This window comes from Streptomyces mutabilis (assembly GCF_046628145.1).
In the GTDB taxonomy this organism is placed as follows: Bacteria; Actinomycetota; Actinomycetes; order Streptomycetales; family Streptomycetaceae; genus Streptomyces; species Streptomyces mutabilis.
In genome coordinates this window covers 5,565,303-5,579,196 of the sequence record NZ_CP176874.1, presented here as the reverse complement: position 1 = coordinate 5,579,196, position 13,894 = coordinate 5,565,303, and the positions used below count along the sequence as shown (strand labels likewise).

Annotated in this window: 15 protein-coding genes and 5 tRNA genes; 4 read left to right on the top strand and 16 right to left on the bottom strand. The window is 70.0% G+C overall.

The window, feature by feature from the left end; genetic code table 11:
* Positions 1–227: 227 nt before the first annotated feature.
* A complete protein-coding gene (locus ACLIN4_RS25325; protein WP_019328745.1) occupies positions 228–461 on the top strand; it encodes an Lrp/AsnC family transcriptional regulator in 234 nt (77 codons plus the stop codon).
* A 231-nt stretch (positions 462–692) separates the two neighbouring features.
* Here ACLIN4_RS25325 and ACLIN4_RS25320 read toward each other — a convergent pair whose 3' ends face one another.
* The 3 genes from ACLIN4_RS25320 to ACLIN4_RS25310 form a co-directional block, all read right to left on the bottom strand.
* Positions 693–1,862, bottom strand: coding sequence for a D-alanine--D-alanine ligase family protein (locus ACLIN4_RS25320; protein WP_107477928.1), 1,170 nt, complete (start codon positions 1,860–1,862; stop codon positions 693–695).
* Positions 1,863–1,954: 92 nt separating this feature from the next.
* A complete protein-coding gene (locus tag ACLIN4_RS25315; protein ID WP_100044538.1) occupies positions 1,955–2,965 on the bottom strand; it encodes an NAD(P)H-dependent glycerol-3-phosphate dehydrogenase in 1,011 nt (336 codons plus the stop codon).
* The gene (locus ACLIN4_RS25310) at positions 2,962–3,783 is read right to left on the bottom strand and encodes a lysophospholipid acyltransferase family protein (RefSeq protein ID WP_411576257.1); all 822 of its coding nucleotides are present in this window, start codon (positions 3,781–3,783) and stop codon (positions 2,962–2,964) included. The genes ACLIN4_RS25315 and ACLIN4_RS25310 overlap by 4 nt, the downstream gene beginning before the upstream one ends.
* A gap of 135 nt (positions 3,784–3,918) precedes the next feature.
* On the opposite strand from ACLIN4_RS25310, the gene cofC reads away from it, so the two are divergent.
* Positions 3,919–4,557, top strand: coding sequence for a 2-phospho-L-lactate guanylyltransferase (gene cofC, locus ACLIN4_RS25305; RefSeq protein WP_290013441.1), 639 nt, complete (start codon positions 3,919–3,921; stop codon positions 4,555–4,557).
* Positions 4,558–4,566: 9 nt separating this feature from the next.
* Positions 4,567–4,770: a hypothetical protein gene (locus ACLIN4_RS25300; RefSeq protein ID WP_043379509.1), complete on the top strand. Its 204-nt coding sequence runs from the start codon at positions 4,567–4,569 to the stop codon at positions 4,768–4,770.
* Positions 4,771–4,885: 115 nt separating this feature from the next.
* Here the strand turns inward: ACLIN4_RS25300 and ACLIN4_RS25295 are convergent, their stop codons facing one another.
* The 4 genes from ACLIN4_RS25295 to leuC all read right to left on the bottom strand — a co-directional run bounded on the left by ACLIN4_RS25295 (position 4,886) and on the right by leuC (position 8,234).
* Positions 4,886–5,563 carry an HU family DNA-binding protein gene (locus tag ACLIN4_RS25295; protein WP_411576256.1) on the bottom strand — a complete coding sequence of 226 codons (678 nt, stop codon included), beginning with the start codon at positions 5,561–5,563 and terminating at the stop codon, positions 4,886–4,888.
* Positions 5,564–5,700: 137 nt separating this feature from the next.
* A complete protein-coding gene (locus ACLIN4_RS25290) occupies positions 5,701–5,931 on the bottom strand; it encodes a hypothetical protein (RefSeq protein WP_043379514.1) in 231 nt (76 codons plus the stop codon).
* A 276-nt stretch (positions 5,932–6,207) separates the two neighbouring features.
* Entirely contained in the window at positions 6,208–6,801 is a 594-nt protein-coding gene (leuD, locus tag ACLIN4_RS25285; protein WP_100049732.1) for a 3-isopropylmalate dehydratase small subunit, read from the bottom strand.
* 5 nt (positions 6,802–6,806) lie between these two features.
* Positions 6,807–8,234 (bottom strand): 3-isopropylmalate dehydratase large subunit, encoded by a 1,428-nt coding sequence (gene leuC / locus ACLIN4_RS25280; RefSeq protein ID WP_043379519.1) that lies wholly within the window; start codon positions 8,232–8,234, stop codon positions 6,807–6,809.
* 197 nt (positions 8,235–8,431) lie between these two features.
* Here leuC and ndgR point away from each other — a divergent pair, with 197 nt between their 5' ends.
* A complete protein-coding gene (gene ndgR / locus ACLIN4_RS25275; protein ID WP_010984119.1) occupies positions 8,432–9,148 on the top strand; it encodes an IclR family transcriptional regulator NdgR in 717 nt (238 codons plus the stop codon).
* 141 nt (positions 9,149–9,289) lie between these two features.
* Here the strand turns inward: ndgR and ACLIN4_RS25270 are convergent.
* The 9 genes from ACLIN4_RS25270 to ACLIN4_RS25230 all read right to left on the bottom strand — a co-directional run bounded on the left by ACLIN4_RS25270 (position 9,290) and on the right by ACLIN4_RS25230 (position 13,391).
* A tRNA-Glu gene (locus ACLIN4_RS25270) sits at positions 9,290–9,362 on the bottom strand.
* Between the two features lie 44 nt (positions 9,363–9,406).
* Positions 9,407–9,478 (bottom strand) — tRNA-Gln (locus ACLIN4_RS25265).
* Positions 9,479–9,498: 20 nt separating this feature from the next.
* Positions 9,499–9,571 (bottom strand) — tRNA-Glu (locus ACLIN4_RS25260).
* A 62-nt stretch (positions 9,572–9,633) separates the two neighbouring features.
* Positions 9,634–9,706 (bottom strand) — tRNA-Glu (locus ACLIN4_RS25255).
* Between the two features lie 39 nt (positions 9,707–9,745).
* Positions 9,746–9,817: transfer RNA gene (locus tag ACLIN4_RS25250), tRNA-Gln, on the bottom strand.
* Between the two features lie 93 nt (positions 9,818–9,910).
* Positions 9,911–10,645: an HAD family hydrolase gene (locus tag ACLIN4_RS25245; protein ID WP_107477926.1), complete on the bottom strand. Its 735-nt coding sequence runs from the start codon at positions 10,643–10,645 to the stop codon at positions 9,911–9,913.
* A gap of 124 nt (positions 10,646–10,769) precedes the next feature.
* A complete protein-coding gene (gltX, locus tag ACLIN4_RS25240; RefSeq protein ID WP_100049609.1) occupies positions 10,770–12,254 on the bottom strand; it encodes a glutamate--tRNA ligase in 1,485 nt (494 codons plus the stop codon).
* Positions 12,247–13,032, bottom strand: coding sequence for a fumarylacetoacetate hydrolase family protein (locus tag ACLIN4_RS25235; protein ID WP_100049608.1), 786 nt, complete (start codon positions 13,030–13,032; stop codon positions 12,247–12,249). The genes gltX and ACLIN4_RS25235 overlap by 8 nt, the downstream gene beginning before the upstream one ends.
* Positions 13,033–13,202: 170 nt before the next feature.
* Positions 13,203–13,391: a hypothetical protein gene (locus ACLIN4_RS25230; RefSeq protein ID WP_179342456.1), complete on the bottom strand. Its 189-nt coding sequence runs from the start codon at positions 13,389–13,391 to the stop codon at positions 13,203–13,205.
* Between the last annotated feature and the right edge of the window lie 503 nt (positions 13,392–13,894).

The following is a 13,894-nucleotide window of genomic DNA, read 5'->3' as shown; positions in this document are numbered from 1 at the left end:
CCTTGACTCCCCTTCTGTCCCTGTCCGTGCCCGGTCGCGCGTCATCTCTGTCCTCGTTACGGTCGAAATGACCGTCGCCATTCGTCGGCGTGCTCGTCAACTCGTGTCATCGCGGCACCACGGCACGAGCGGCCCGCGCCCCGCGGGTCTCCCCGTGAAGAGCGGCGACGCGATACCGTGGCGTTCCTTTTCCCCCACATGATCCTCGTGGCCGCTCTGGAGGTTCCGTGGTACAGGCGTACATCCTGATCCAGACCGAGGTCGGCAAGGCGTCGACCGTCGCCGAGACGATCAGCAAGATCCCTGGAGTGATCCAGGCCGAGGACGTGACAGGACCCTATGACGTCATTGTTCGCGCCCAGTCCGACACGGTCGACGAGCTGGGTCGCATGGTGGTCGCCAAGGTCCAGCAAGTGGACGGCATCACCCGTACTCTGACCTGCCCGGTCGTTCACCTCTAGCCCCCTTCCGCCCGCTCGCTCTCGCCACTTGGATCATCACCGCAGGCTGTCCCTCAGCAGACGACAGCGAGTCGGCGGTGGTTCCCGGCCCGGACACGAGGTCACCGAGCTGTACCGGAACCCGGACATGGTGCTGCCGCCGGCGGGTGGCGGGCTGGGGAAACCCGCTGATCATACTGCGGAAGGCGATCCCCGAGGGGATCGCCTTCCGTACCGTGTGCGGGTGGGGTGTCAGCGCAGTCCGGTGGAGCGCCGCAGCGCCGCCTGGACCAGCCGGTCCACCAGTTCCGGGTAGCTCACTCCGGTCGCCTGCCACATCTGCGGGTACATGGAGATCGGCGTGAAGCCCGGCATGGTGTTGATCTCGTTGATCACGAACTCGTCGTCCTCGGTGAGGAAGAAGTCCGCGCGCACCAGCCCCTCGCAGGAGGCGGCGTCGAACGCCGCGACCGCGAGGCGCCGGACCTCGGCGGTCTCCTCCTCCGTGAGCGGGGCGGGGACGACACCGGGCGTGGAGTCGATGTACTTGGCCTCGAAGTCGTAGTACGCGTGCTCCGAGGGCGGCGGGATCTCGGCGGGGACGGAGGCCCGGGGGCCGTCCTCGAACTCCAGGACCCCGCACTCGATCTCCCGGCCGCGCAACGCCGCCTCGATGAGGATCTTCGGGTCGTGGCGCCGGGCCTCCTCGATCGCCTCGTCGAGGCCGGAGAGGTCGTCGACCTTGGTGATGCCGATCGAGGAGCCCGCGCGCGCGGGCTTCACGAACAGCGGCCAGCCGTGCTCGCCGGCGAAGTCGACGACCTTCTTGCGGGCGGCGGAACGGTCCTGCTCCCACTCGCGGGGGCGGATCACCACGTACGGGCCGACCTTCAGTCCGTAGGAGGTGAACACCGCCTTCATGTACTCCTTGTCCTGGCCGACGGCCGAGGCGAGCACGCCCGATCCGACGTAGGGCACGCCCGACAGCTCCAGCAGGCCCTGGAGGGTGCCGTCCTCGCCGTAGGGGCCGTGCAGCACGGGGAAGACGACGTCCACCTCGCCCAGCGCCTTGGGCACCGAGCCCGGTTCGCTGTAGACGACCTCGCGGTTGGCGGGGTCGACGGGGAGCACCACGCCGCCCTCGGTCGACTCGGCCAGTTCCTCGACGTCCGGCGTACGGCGGTCGGTGATCGCCATGCGTTCCGGTTCGTCGGCGGTCAGGGCCCACCGGCCGTCCCGGGTGATGCCGATCGGCAGGACGTCGTACTTCGTCCGGTCGATGGCAGCGAGGACGGCGCCGGCGGTGACCACGGAGATCCCGTGTTCGGAGCTGCGTCCGCCGAACACGACGGCCACACGCGGCTTGCGAGGGGGCTGCTCCGGACTCTGCTCGGGGCTCTGGGGGAGGTTCTCGGTGCTCATATCGCGTTGAGAGTACCCGCCCGAGGTGCCGCGAGACAGCGTCGGCGGGGCCGCGTGGCGCGAGCGGAACCCGGGCTCCGGCCGGGTGTCGCTCAGCGTCGTTCGGGCTTCGCGCTGCGCGACATCAGCTCCTTGACCGCGACCACCGGAGCCTTGCCCTCGTGGACGATCGCGACGACCGTCTCGGTGATCGGCATGTCGACGCCGTACCTGCGGGCCAGATCCAGCACGGACTCGCAGGACTTGACGCCCTCGGCGGTCTGCTTGGTGACCGCGATGGTCTCCTGGAGGGTCATGCCCTTGCCGAGGTTGGTGCCGAAGGTGTGGTTGCGGGACAGCGGCGAGGAGCAGGTCGCCACCAGGTCGCCGAGCCCGGCGAGACCGGAGAAGGTCAGCGGGTCGGCGCCGAGGGCGACTCCGAGGCGGGTGGTCTCGGCGAGGCCGCGGGTGATGAGGGAGCCCTTGGCGTTGTCGCCCAGGCCCATGCCGTCCGCGATGCCGACGGCCAGCCCGATCACGTTCTTCACGGCGCCGCCCAGCTCGCAGCCGATGACGTCGGTGTTGGTGTACGGGCGGAAGTACTGCGTGTGGCAGGCGGTCTGGAGGCGCCGGGCGACCGACTCGTCCGGGCAGGCGACCACGGCGGCGGCCGGCATGCGGGCGGCGATCTCGCGGGCGAGGTTGGGCCCGGTGACCACGGCGATGCGCTCCGGGCCGACCTTGGCGACGTCCTCGATGACCTCGCTCATCCGCATCGCGGAGCCGAGTTCGACACCCTTCATCAGCGACACCAGGACGGTGCCGGGCGCCAGCAGCGGCGCCCACTCGGCGAGATTGGCGCGCAGGGTCTGGGAGGGGACCGCGAGGACGGTGAAGTCCGCGCCCCGCGCGGCCTCGGCGGCGTCGGTGGTGGCCCGCAGGCCCGCGGGGAGTTCCACGCCGGGCAGGTAGTCGGGGTTGGTCCGGGTGGAGTTGACGGCGTCGGCGAGTTCGGCGCGGCGCCCCCAGAGGGTGACGTCGCAGCCGGCGTCGGCGAGGACCATGCCGAAGGCCGTGCCCCAGGACCCGGTGCCGAAGACGGCCGCCTTGACGGGGTCGCTCACGTGCTCTGCCCTTCCGCCTGCTGCGGCTGCTCGTTCTGCTTCCGTTCGCCCGGCGCCTGTTCGCCGCGCCGGTTCTGGGCCTGCGTGCGGCGCCGCTGCTCGATCCGCTCGCGGCGCGGGTCGTAGGGCGTCTCGGGCGCCTTCTCGCCGCGGATCTCCTCCAGCTGGCGGGTGACGGCGGCCATGATGACCTCGGTGGCCTCCTTCAGCACCTCCGCGGTCATCTCCTTGTCGTAGAACCGCGACAGGTCGACCGGCGGGCCCGCCAGCACACGGTGGGTCTTGCGCGGGAGGAGGTGGGGCTTCTTGGTGTACGGCGGCAGGAGTTCGTTGCAGCCCCACTGGGCGACCGGGATCACCGGGCACTTGGTCTGGAGAGCGACGCGGGCGGCACCGGTCTTGGCGGTCATGGGCCAGCCGTCCGGGTCGCGGGTGAGGGTGCCCTCGGGGTAGAAGGCGACGCACTCGCCGCGCTCCACGGCGTCGATCGCGGCCCGGAAGGCGCTGAGCGCGTCCGTGCTCTCGCGGTAGACGGGGATCTGTCCGGTGCCCCGCATCGCGGCACCGACGAATCCTTTCTTGAAAAGCCCGCTCTTCGCCAGGAATCGCGGGACGCGCCCGGTGTTGTACTGGTAGTGCGCGTACGCGAAGGGGTCGACGTGCGAATTGTGGTTCACGGCGGTGATAAATCCACCGTCGGCCGGAATGTTCTCCATTCCCCGCCAGTCCCGCTTGATCAGAACCACGAGCGGCGGTTTGCAGATCACCGCGGCGAAGCGGTACCAGAAGCCGATTCTGCGGCGGGGGCACGCTGACACCTTTCCTCCAGGGCCTGGGGCCGGACAAGTGTCGCCCCGGGCCGCCCGTCTGTCGAGAACACCGTACGCCCCGGCGAGTGAACCGGCGGATGTCCCAGGTGACAATGGCGGCGACGAGAGAAGGACGGAACGCTCGTGCAGTGGACCTTGGTCGTACCCGTGAAGCCCCTCGCCCGGGCCAAGAGCAGGCTGGCGGACACCGCGCACGACGGGGTGCGGCCGGGCCTCGCGCTGGCGTTCGCCCAGGACACCGTGGCGGCCGCGCTGGCCTGCCCGGAGGTGGCGGATGTGGCAGTCGTCACGGACGACGTGCGGGCGGGGCGCGAGCTGGCGAAGCTCGGCGCCGGGGTCGTTCCGGACGAGCCGGGCGGCGGTCTGAACGCGGCCCTGGCGCACGGGGCGGCCGTGGTACGGGCGACGCGTCCCGCACGCCCGGTGGCCGCGCTCAACGCCGATCTTCCCGCACTGCGGCCGGCTGAATTGACGCGCGTACTGGCGGCGGCCACGGAATTCCCACGCGCCTTTCTCGCGGACGCGGCAGGAATCGGCACGACCCTGCTGGCCGCCGCGCCGGGCCGCGAATTGACTCCCGCATTCGGAATGGATTCCAGGGCTCGCCACCGCGCGTCCGGCGCGGTGGAACTGCGGCTCGAAGGGGTGGATTCCGTACGGCAGGACGTCGACACCGGCGGTGATCTGCGCGCCGCGCTGGCGCTGGGGGTGGGGCCACGTACGGCCGCGGTCGCGGCGCGGTTGCTGATCGCCGGGCAGTAGGCTGCCGACATGCAGGCGACCGCATACACGTACGACCCGGAAGAGCGCAGCGGGCAGGTGCTGCTCGACGACGGCACACCGGTGCCCTTCGACGCGGCGGCGTTCGACGCGGGGGGCCTGAGACTGCTGCGGCCCGGGCAGCGGGTGCGGATCGAGACCGAGGGCTCGGGCGCGGACCGCCGGATCACGCTGGTGACGCTGCAGACGTTCTGACCGGCCGTTCCGACCGGCCGGGGCTCCGCGCCCCGGGTGCGCACACGCCGCGGGCCGGACTCCGAGAGGGAGTCCGGCCCGGCGCGTGAGTGCCCCTGCGACCTGCCGCTCGTCGCTACTTCTTGCGGGCGGTGGCCTTCTTGGCGGTGGTCTTGCGGGCGGTCGACTTCTTGGCCGGAGCCTTCTTCGCCGTCGCCTTCTTCGCGGGTGCCTTCTGGGCCGTGGTCTTCTTCGCCGCCGCGGTGGTCTTGGCGGTGGACTTCTTGGCCGGGGCCTTCTTCGCCGTCGTCGTCTTCGCGGCCCCGGTGGTCTTCTTCGCGGTCGTCTTCTTCGCCGCCGCGGTCGTCTTCTTCGCCGCACCCGTGGCCTTCTTCGCCGCGCCCGTGGCCTTCTTCGCCGCGCCCGTGGCCTTCTTGGCGGCGGCCTTCTTGCCCGCGGCCTTGGAGATGGTGGGCGGCGGACCGGACAGGCTGCCCTTGGGCGCCTTCTTGACCGCGATGTCGTTCTTCGGGAGCTTCTTCGAGCCGCTCACCAGGTCCTTGAAGCCCTGTCCCGCGCGGAAGCGCGGCACGGACGTCTTCTTGACCCGAACCCGCTCACCCGTCTGCGGGTTGCGGGCGTAACGGGCCGGTCGGTCGACCTTCTCGAAGGAACCGAAGCCGGTGACCGAGACCCGGTCGCCCGCGACCACTGCGCGGACGAGTGCGTCCAGGACCGCGTCGACAGCGTCGGCGGCCTGCTGGCGACCGCCCAGCTTGTCGGCAATCGCTTCTACGAGCTGCGCCTTGTTCACGTCTTCCCCTTCGGAGACATCGCCAGAACGAATGTGTTCAAGCTTTTTCGCACGTTAGGCAGATATATACCGCAAATCAAACACGAAACGGGCTAATCACCCTTGTGCCGCAACGGACTCGGGCCGCCCCGGCCGGTTCAGCCGTCCTCTTCGGGGAATCGACCCTCGTCGAGGTCCGCGTTGAACCTCTCCAGGCGCCGTGCCGCACCGGCGAGATCGTGTTTGGCCGCGGCCGTAATGACCAGCAGCTTCCGGGTCAGCGCCATCCGTACGCCCTCCGGGACTTGCAGTGCGCGCACTCTTGTGTGCGCTTCCTTGAGCCGGGACGCGACCGCCGCATAGAGCTGGAGTTGGCCGTCGTGTTCCATGCACAGATTGTGCCATCTGGGGCGAGTTGTCGCCTGCGCAGGGGGCAACTGCCGCCTCGGACGGCCGTCCGGCCACACCCGGAAACCGCGCCTCCAGGACTCGCGTACCCCTCCAACCACGCCTCTAACGTGGGAAGTTGCCAGACACGGCCGAGCCGTGCACGCCGGAACGGACGCAGAAAAGGCTGTACCCCCGATCGGTCCGATCGGGGGTACAGCCGGGTGCTCGGGTGGCCGAAACTCGCCCTTGCGGGGGCCTCCGGAGAGGCCCGGACGTCAGACCTGGACGGTCTGCGGCTTGAACGACGGGCGCTTCGCCTCGTACGCGGCGATGTCGGCCTCGTTCTGGAGGGTGATCGAGATGTCGTCCAGCCCGTTCAGCAGACGCCAGCGGGAGTTCTCGTCCAGCTCGAAGGAGGCGGTGATGCCCTCCGCACGGACCTCACGGGACTCGAGGTCGACCGTGACCTCGGCCTGCGGGTCCTTCTCCGTGAGCTCCCACAGCGCGTCCACGACCTTCTGGTCGAGGACCACGGTGAGCAGCCCGTTCTTCAGCGAGTTGCCGCGGAAGATGTCGGCGAAGCGGGAGGAGATCACGGCCTTGAAGCCGTAGTTCTGCAGCGCCCACACGGCGTGCTCACGGGAGGAGCCGGTGCCGAAGTCGGGGCCGGCGACCAGGACGGTCGCGCCCTGCCGCTCGGGCCGGTTGAGCACGAACTCCGGGTCCTTGCGCCAGGCCTCGAACAGCCCGTCCTCGAACCCGTCCCGGGTCACCTTCTTGAGCCAGTGGGCGGGGATGATCTGGTCGGTGTCGACGTTGGAGCGGCGCAGCGGGACGGCCCGGCCGGTGTGGGTGGTGAATGCTTCCATGACTCTCAGACTCCAGCGGGCGTGGGGACGTCGGCGGACAGGTCGGCCGGGGAGGCCAGGTGGCCCAGGACCGCCGTCGCGGCCGCGACCTGCGGCGACACCAGGTGGGTGCGGCCGCCCTTGCCCTGCCGTCCCTCGAAGTTGCGGTTGGAGGTGGACGCGGAGCGCTCACCGGGGGCGAGCTGGTCCGGGTTCATGCCCAGGCACATGGAGCAGCCCGCGTGCCGCCATTCGGCGCCGGCCTCCTTGAAGACCACGTCCAGGCCCTCGGAGACGGCCTGCAGGCCCACCCGCGCGGACCCGGGGACGACCAGCATCCGCACGCCGTCGGCGACTTTGCGGTCCTTGACGATCTCGGCGGCGGCGCGCAGGTCCTCGATGCGGCCGTTGGTGCAGGAACCTACGAAGACGGTGTCCACCTTGATGGAGCGCAGCGGCTGCCCGGCCTCCAACCCCATGTACTCCAGGGCCTTTTCGGCGGCGAAGCGCTCCGAGGCGTCTTCGTACGAAGCCGGGTCGGGGACGGCGGCGGAAAGCGGCGCGCCCTGGCCCGGGTTGGTGCCCCAGGTGACGAACGGCGACAGCTCGGCGGCCTCGATGACCACCTCGGCGTCGAACTCGGCGTCGTCGTCGGTGCGCAGCGTCTTCCAGTACTCCACCGCCGCGTCCCAGTCGGCGCCCTCGGGGGCGTGCGGACGGCCCTGGAGGTAGGCGAAGGTGGTCTCGTCGGGGGCGATCATGCCCGCGCGGGCGCCGGCCTCGATGGACATGTTGCAGATGGTCATCCGGGCCTCCATCGAGAGCTTCTCGATGGCCTCGCCCCGGTACTCCAGGATGTAGCCCTGGCCGCCGCCGGTGCCGATCTTCGCGATGATGGCGAGGATCAGGTCCTTGGCCGTGACGCCCTCGGGCAGTTCGCCGTTGACGGTGATCGCCATGGTCTTCGGGCGGGCCATGGGCAGCGTCTGGGTGGCCAGCACGTGCTCGACCTGGGAGGTGCCGATGCCGAACGCCAGCGCGCCGAAGGCGCCGTGCGTGGAGGTGTGGGAGTCGCCGCAGACCACGGTGGTGCCGGGCTGGGTCAGGCCCAGCTGCGGGCCGACGACGTGCACGACGCCCTGCTCGACGTCGCCCAGCGGGTGCAGCCGGACGCCGAAGTCCGCGCAGTTCTTGCGCAGCGTCTCCAGCTGGGCCCGGGAGACCGGGTCCGCGATGGGCTTGTCGATGTCGAGGGTCGGGGTGTTGTGGTCCTCGGTGGCGATGGTCAGGTCGAGCCGCCGCACCGGGCGGCCGCTCTTGCGGAGGCCGTCGAAGGCCTGCGGGCTGGTCACCTCGTGCAGCAGGTGCAGATCGATGAAGAGGAGGTCGGGCTCGCCCTCGGCGCGCCGGACGACATGGTCGTCCCAGACCTTCTCCGCGAGTGTCCTACCCATCGCTTTCCCTCCGGCCGGCGACAACGCGACGGCCCAACTAGAGATCTTGGGGAAGCGGCGCCCGCACCCCTGTGTTTCCGGGCAACCGCCACCAGGCCCTTTCGTCACGGGCCGCTGTGACTTCCTGCCACCAAGAGTGGCGGGTTCCACGGAAAATTGAACTTGCGTTTCACAGAGTGAGACGGGAGTATCGTTGCATGGACAACAGTAGCGGCGTCGGCGTTCTGGACAAGGCGGCCCTCGTCCTGAGCGCTCTGGAGTCCGGCCCGGCCACCCTCGCGGGGTTGGTCGCGGCGACCGGACTGGCACGACCCACGGCCCACCGCCTGGCCGTGGCACTGGAACACCACCGCATGGTGGCGCGCGACATGCAGGGCCGTTTCATTCTCGGCCCGCGCCTGGCCGAGCTGGCCGCGGCGGCCGGCGAGGACCGCCTGCTCGCCACGGCGGGCCCGGTGCTCACCCACCTCCGTGACGTGACGGGCGAGAGCGCCCAGCTCTACCGCCGCCAGGGCGACATGCGCATCTGCGTCGCCGCGGCCGAGCGCCTGTCCGGCCTCAGGGACACGGTCCCGGTCGGCTCGACGCTCACGATGAAGGCCGGTTCCTCGGCGCAGATCCTCATGGCCTGGGAGGAGCCCGAGCGCCTCCACCGCGGCCTCCAGGGCGCCCGCTTCACGGCGACGGCCCTGTCCGGCGTACGGCGCCGGGGCTGGGCCCAGTCGATCGGCGAGCGGGAACCGGGCGTCGCGTCCGTCTCCGCGCCCGTGCGCGGCCCCTCCAACCGCGTGGTGGCCGCCGTCTCCGTCTCCGGCCCCATCGAGCGCCTGACCCGCCACCCGGGCCGGATGCACGCCCAGGCGGTCATCGACGCCGCCGGCCGCCTCTCCGAGGCCCTGCGCCGCACGGGCTGACCCGCTCCGGGTACGTGACCGGCAACGGGCCCGCCTCAACGCCGCGGCGGGCCCTGCCTGTTCGCCCCTGAGCACTGAGCGCTTCTCGGAGCCGAACGCCGAAGGGGGCTCCCACCTGAGTGGGAGCCCCCTTCGGACTCGTACCCCCGACCGGATTCGAACCGGCGCTACCGCCTTGAGAGGGCGGCGTGCTAGGCCGCTACACAACGGGGGCGAGGATCTTGCGGGCGTTGAATACTGCATCGCCGCAGATCCGAGCTGGTCTACCAGGACTCGAACCTAGACTAACTGAACCAGAATCAGTCGTGCTGCCAATTACACCATAGACCAATGTGGTTTAGACCAGTTTGTACCCCCGACCGGATTCGAACCGGCGCTACCGCCTTGAGAGGGCGGCGTGCTAGGCCGCTACACAACGGGGGCCCTAGCGATCCTGCATCGGGGTCGGTGGGAGCTACCCTGACCGTCCCCGCGGGAAGGATCTGTACCCCCGACCGGATTCGAACCGGCGCTACCGCCTTGAGAGGGCGGCGTGCTAGGCCGCTACACAACGGGGGCTTTGCGGATGTTCTCCGCGGTGCAGATAAGCTCTGCGAGCTGGCCTACCAGGACTCGAACCTAGACTAACTGAACCAGAATCAGTCGTGCTGCCAATTACACCATAGGCCACTGGAACGCAAGCCCCTGAGGGGATCTTGTTCTAGCTTCGCGCTTCCGGTTCCCGGCCCTTTCGGCCCGCTCCCCGGCGGCGCAGAAAGAACATTACCCGAAGGTGGACGGGGCTCCAAAACGGGTATCGGCGCCGAGGAGCGCCGGGAGTTCGGAGAGCGACGCGATACGGCGCGGTCCGGCGGGCGGGTCGAGGGTCGCACAGGCGCCGCCACGGTCGATCCAGACCGAGAGCAGCCCGGCGTCGGCGGCGCCTCGGCCGTCGATCTCCGGGTGGTCGCCGACGTAGGCGACCTCCCGCGGGGCGAGGGAGAGGGCGTCGCAGGCCGCGAGGAAGGCGCCGGGCTCGGGCTTGGAGACGCCCAGCTCGGCGGCGCACAGGATGGCCTCGAAGCGGTCGTGCACCCCGAGGACGCGCAGTTTGCGGTCCTGGACGGTGAGGCTGGAGTTGGAGAGCACCGCGTGCCGGTGGCTGTCGGCGAGGGCGTCCAGGACGGGCATCACGTCCGGGAAGAGGGACCAGGCGGCCTCGTAGTGCGTGACGTAGCGCTGGAACCAGTCGTCGGCCTCGGCATCCGTCAGCTCCGGCCGGCCCAGGAAGACCCGGGTGCGGTCGCGGCGCTGTGTGACGAAGTCGACTTCGCCGGCCGCGAATCTGGCCCACTGCTGGTCGGTGATCTCCCGCCAGCGCGCCAGGGCCTCCTCGGCCGTCCCGTACCCGGCGAGCAGTCCCTCCGCCACCAGGTGGGCGCGCATGCCCTCGCGGTCGGCGGTGGTGTAGTCGAAGAGGGTGTCGTCCACGTCCCAGACCACGGCGCGAATGCTCATGATCCGACGGTAACGCCGCCGGGCCCGCCGCGTCCGGCCGTACGGCGAAGGGACGGCTCCAGGAACGCGCGAGGGGCGGCCCCGGAGTCCGGGAGCCGCCCCGAAGGCGCGGGTGCGGGCGGTGTCAGGCCGCGAGCCTCGCCAGCGCCGCGTCGATCCGGGCCAGCGCCTTCTCCTTGCCCAGGACCTCCAGGGACTCGAAGAGGGGCAGGCCGACCGTGCGGCCGGTGACGGCGACGCGGACCGGGGCCTGGGCCTTGCCGAGCTTGAGGCCGTGGGCCTCGCCGGCGGCCAGGACGGCCTCCTTCAGGGACTCGGGGGACGTCCAGTCGGCCGCGTCCAGCTTCTCGCGGGCGGTGCGGAGCAGGGCGTCCGACCCCTCCTTCATGGCCTTGGTCCAGGACGCCTCGTCGAAGACCGGCTCCGGCAGGAACAGGAAGTCGACGTTGTCCGTGATCTCGGAGAGGACCTTCAGGCGGGTCTGCGCGTGCGGCGCGATCGCCTGCCACTTCGCCTCGTCGAAGTCCTCGGGCGCCCAGGGGGCGACGGGGGCCTTCAGCCACGGGCGGCAGCGCTCGGTGAAGTCCTTCACCTCGAGCATGCGGATGTGGTCGCCGTTGATCGCCTCGCACTTCTTCAGGTCGAAGCGGGCCGGGTTGGGCTGGACGTCGGTGACGTCGAAGGCCGCGACCATCTCGTCGATCGTGAAGATGTCCTGGTCGGCGGAGAGCGACCAGCCGAGCAGGGAGAGGTAGTTGAGCAGACCCTCGGGGAGGAAGCCGCGCTCGCGGTAGAGGTTCAGGCTCGACTGCGGGTCGCGCTTGGAGAGCTTCTTGTTGCCCTCGCCCATGACGTACGGCAGGTGGCCGAAGGCGGGGATCTCCTTGGCGACGCCCAGCTCGATCAGCGCCTTGTACAGGGCGATCTGGCGCGGGGTGGAGGAGAGCAGGTCCTCGCCGCGCAGGACGTGGGTGATCTCCATCAGGGCGTCGTCGACCGGGTTGACGAGCGTGTAGAGAGGGGCGCCGTTGGCGCGGACGATGCCGTAGTCCGGGACGTTCTCCGGGAGGTAGGTGATCTCGCCGCGGACCAGGTCCGTGAAGGTGATCGTCTCGTCGGGCATCCGGAAGCGGACGATGGGCTCGCGGCCCTGGGCCTTGTACTCCTCGACCTGCGCGTCGCTCAGGTCGCGGCAGTGGCCGTCGTAGCCGGAGGGCTTGCCGGCGGCGCGGGCGGCCTCGCGGCGGGCGTCCAGCTCCTCCTGCGAGCAGTAGCAGCGGTAGGCGTGGCCGGCGTCCAGGAGCTTGGCGGCGACGTCCCGGTAGATGTCCATGCGCTGCGACTGGCGGTACGGCGGGTGCGGGCCGCCGACCTCGGGGCCCTCGTCCCAGTCGAAGCCCAGCCAGCGCATCGCGTCCAGGAGCTGGTTGTACGACTCCTCGGAGTCGCGGGCCGCGTCGGTGTCCTCGATGCGGAAGACCAGCGTGCCCTGGTGGTGCCGGGCGAACGCCCAGTTGAACAGGGCGGTGCGGACCAGGCCCACGTGGGGGTTACCGGTGGGGGACGGACAGAATCGGACGCGTACTGGGGAGCCGGGTGCGCTAGCCACGCTTGACAACCTTGTTGGTGAGAGTGCCGATGCCTTCGATGGTGACGGCGACCTCGTCGCCGACGTTGAGGGGGCCGACCCCAGCCGGGGTGCCCGTGAGGATCACGTCGCCGGGGAGCAGCGTCATGGCCTCGGAGATGTTGACGACCAGGTCCTCGATGGAGTGGATCATCTCGCTGGTGCGGCCGAGCTGGCGCTGTTCGCCGTTGACCGTCAGCTGGATGGTCAGGTCGGCCGCGGCCGCGATGTCGATGTCCGTCTCCACCCAGGGGCCCAGCGGGCAGGAGGAGTCGAAGCCCTTGGCCCTGGCCCACTGCTTCTCGCGGCGCTGCACGTCGCGGGCGGTGACGTCGTTGGCGCACGTGTAGCCGAAGATCACGTCCTTGACGCGGTCGCGCGGGACCTCGCGGCACATGCGGCCGATGACGACGGCGAGCTCGGCCTCGTGGTGCAGTTCCTCGGAGAAGGAGGGGTACTGGATGGCGTCGCCGGGGCCGATGACCGAGGTGGACGGCTTGAAGAAGGCGAACGGGGCGTCGGGCACCTCGTTGCCGAGTTCACGGGCGTGTTCGGCGTAGTTGCGGCCGAAGGCGACGACCTTGTTGGGGAGGACGGGCGGCAGCAGCCGCACCTTGCTCAGGGGCACCTTGGTGCCGGAGAGCTCGAAGTCCGCGAACGGGATGCCCTTGATGATGTCCAGGACGAGCTGGTCCGGCTGGTCGCCCTCGACCGCGCCGAAGGCGACGTTCCCGTCGATGGAGAACCTGGCGATGCGCACGGGTTGCTTGGCCCCTCGCTGAGCTGGCTGGAGTCTGACGCTCCAGGCTAACGCGGCAAAGGACGGGCGCCTCGCGCATTACCGACGTGCCCCGGGTGGAGGGGTTGTCGTGGCGCGGGCGCCCCGGTGTTCCGTGCGGCCGGCTGAACGTGCGGCGGCCGGCCGGCGTACTACTCTGCGGCGGAGGCTCCGACCGGCATCTCCATGAGGACCGTGCGGCGGGGGTTGGCGGTCTGGGCGGGCAGCTCGACGGCGTGCTCCGGCTGCTCCGGCGTCTGCAGTTCGTCGGCACCGCCGAGGTGCGCCAGCGTCGTGCGCCGCGGGTTGGCGATCTTGTGGAACATCATCGTCGTCTTCACGGTTGTACGGAACCTTGTCGTGTCCGGGCGCCGGAGGGGTGCAAGAACCCCTGCGAGGGCGCGGGTTGTCGGTTTTGCCTTCTCTGTAAAGCGTCAGGCTAAACATGCGATTCCCCGCCTCCCCGGGCGGGGCTCATGATCGCCGTGTGAGTTTGCTCACTTATCAAGGGTCAAACCGGTCAATTCCGGCTCACGCAGCACCCTGACGAAACCGACATTGCCCACCTGAAGCCATCATTCCGCTCCTGATCATGTCGACTGGGACACCCTCTCCGCATCGGCGAATCGGGGGCATACGTCCCTTTTATTGTTGATCATTTTCTACGTCCGGTGACTCGACCCTCACGTGCTGTCACCTCTGTCACGGCCTGCCCCACGGGCCTTGTTGGAGATCCGGCACTGTGCTGGAATTCCACGGACCGCTGCGGGATCTAGCCGGCGCACAGGGGGCGCACACCAGCGCCGAGCGGCGGCGAGAAGGGGGAACCAGCGCCGGTCACTCA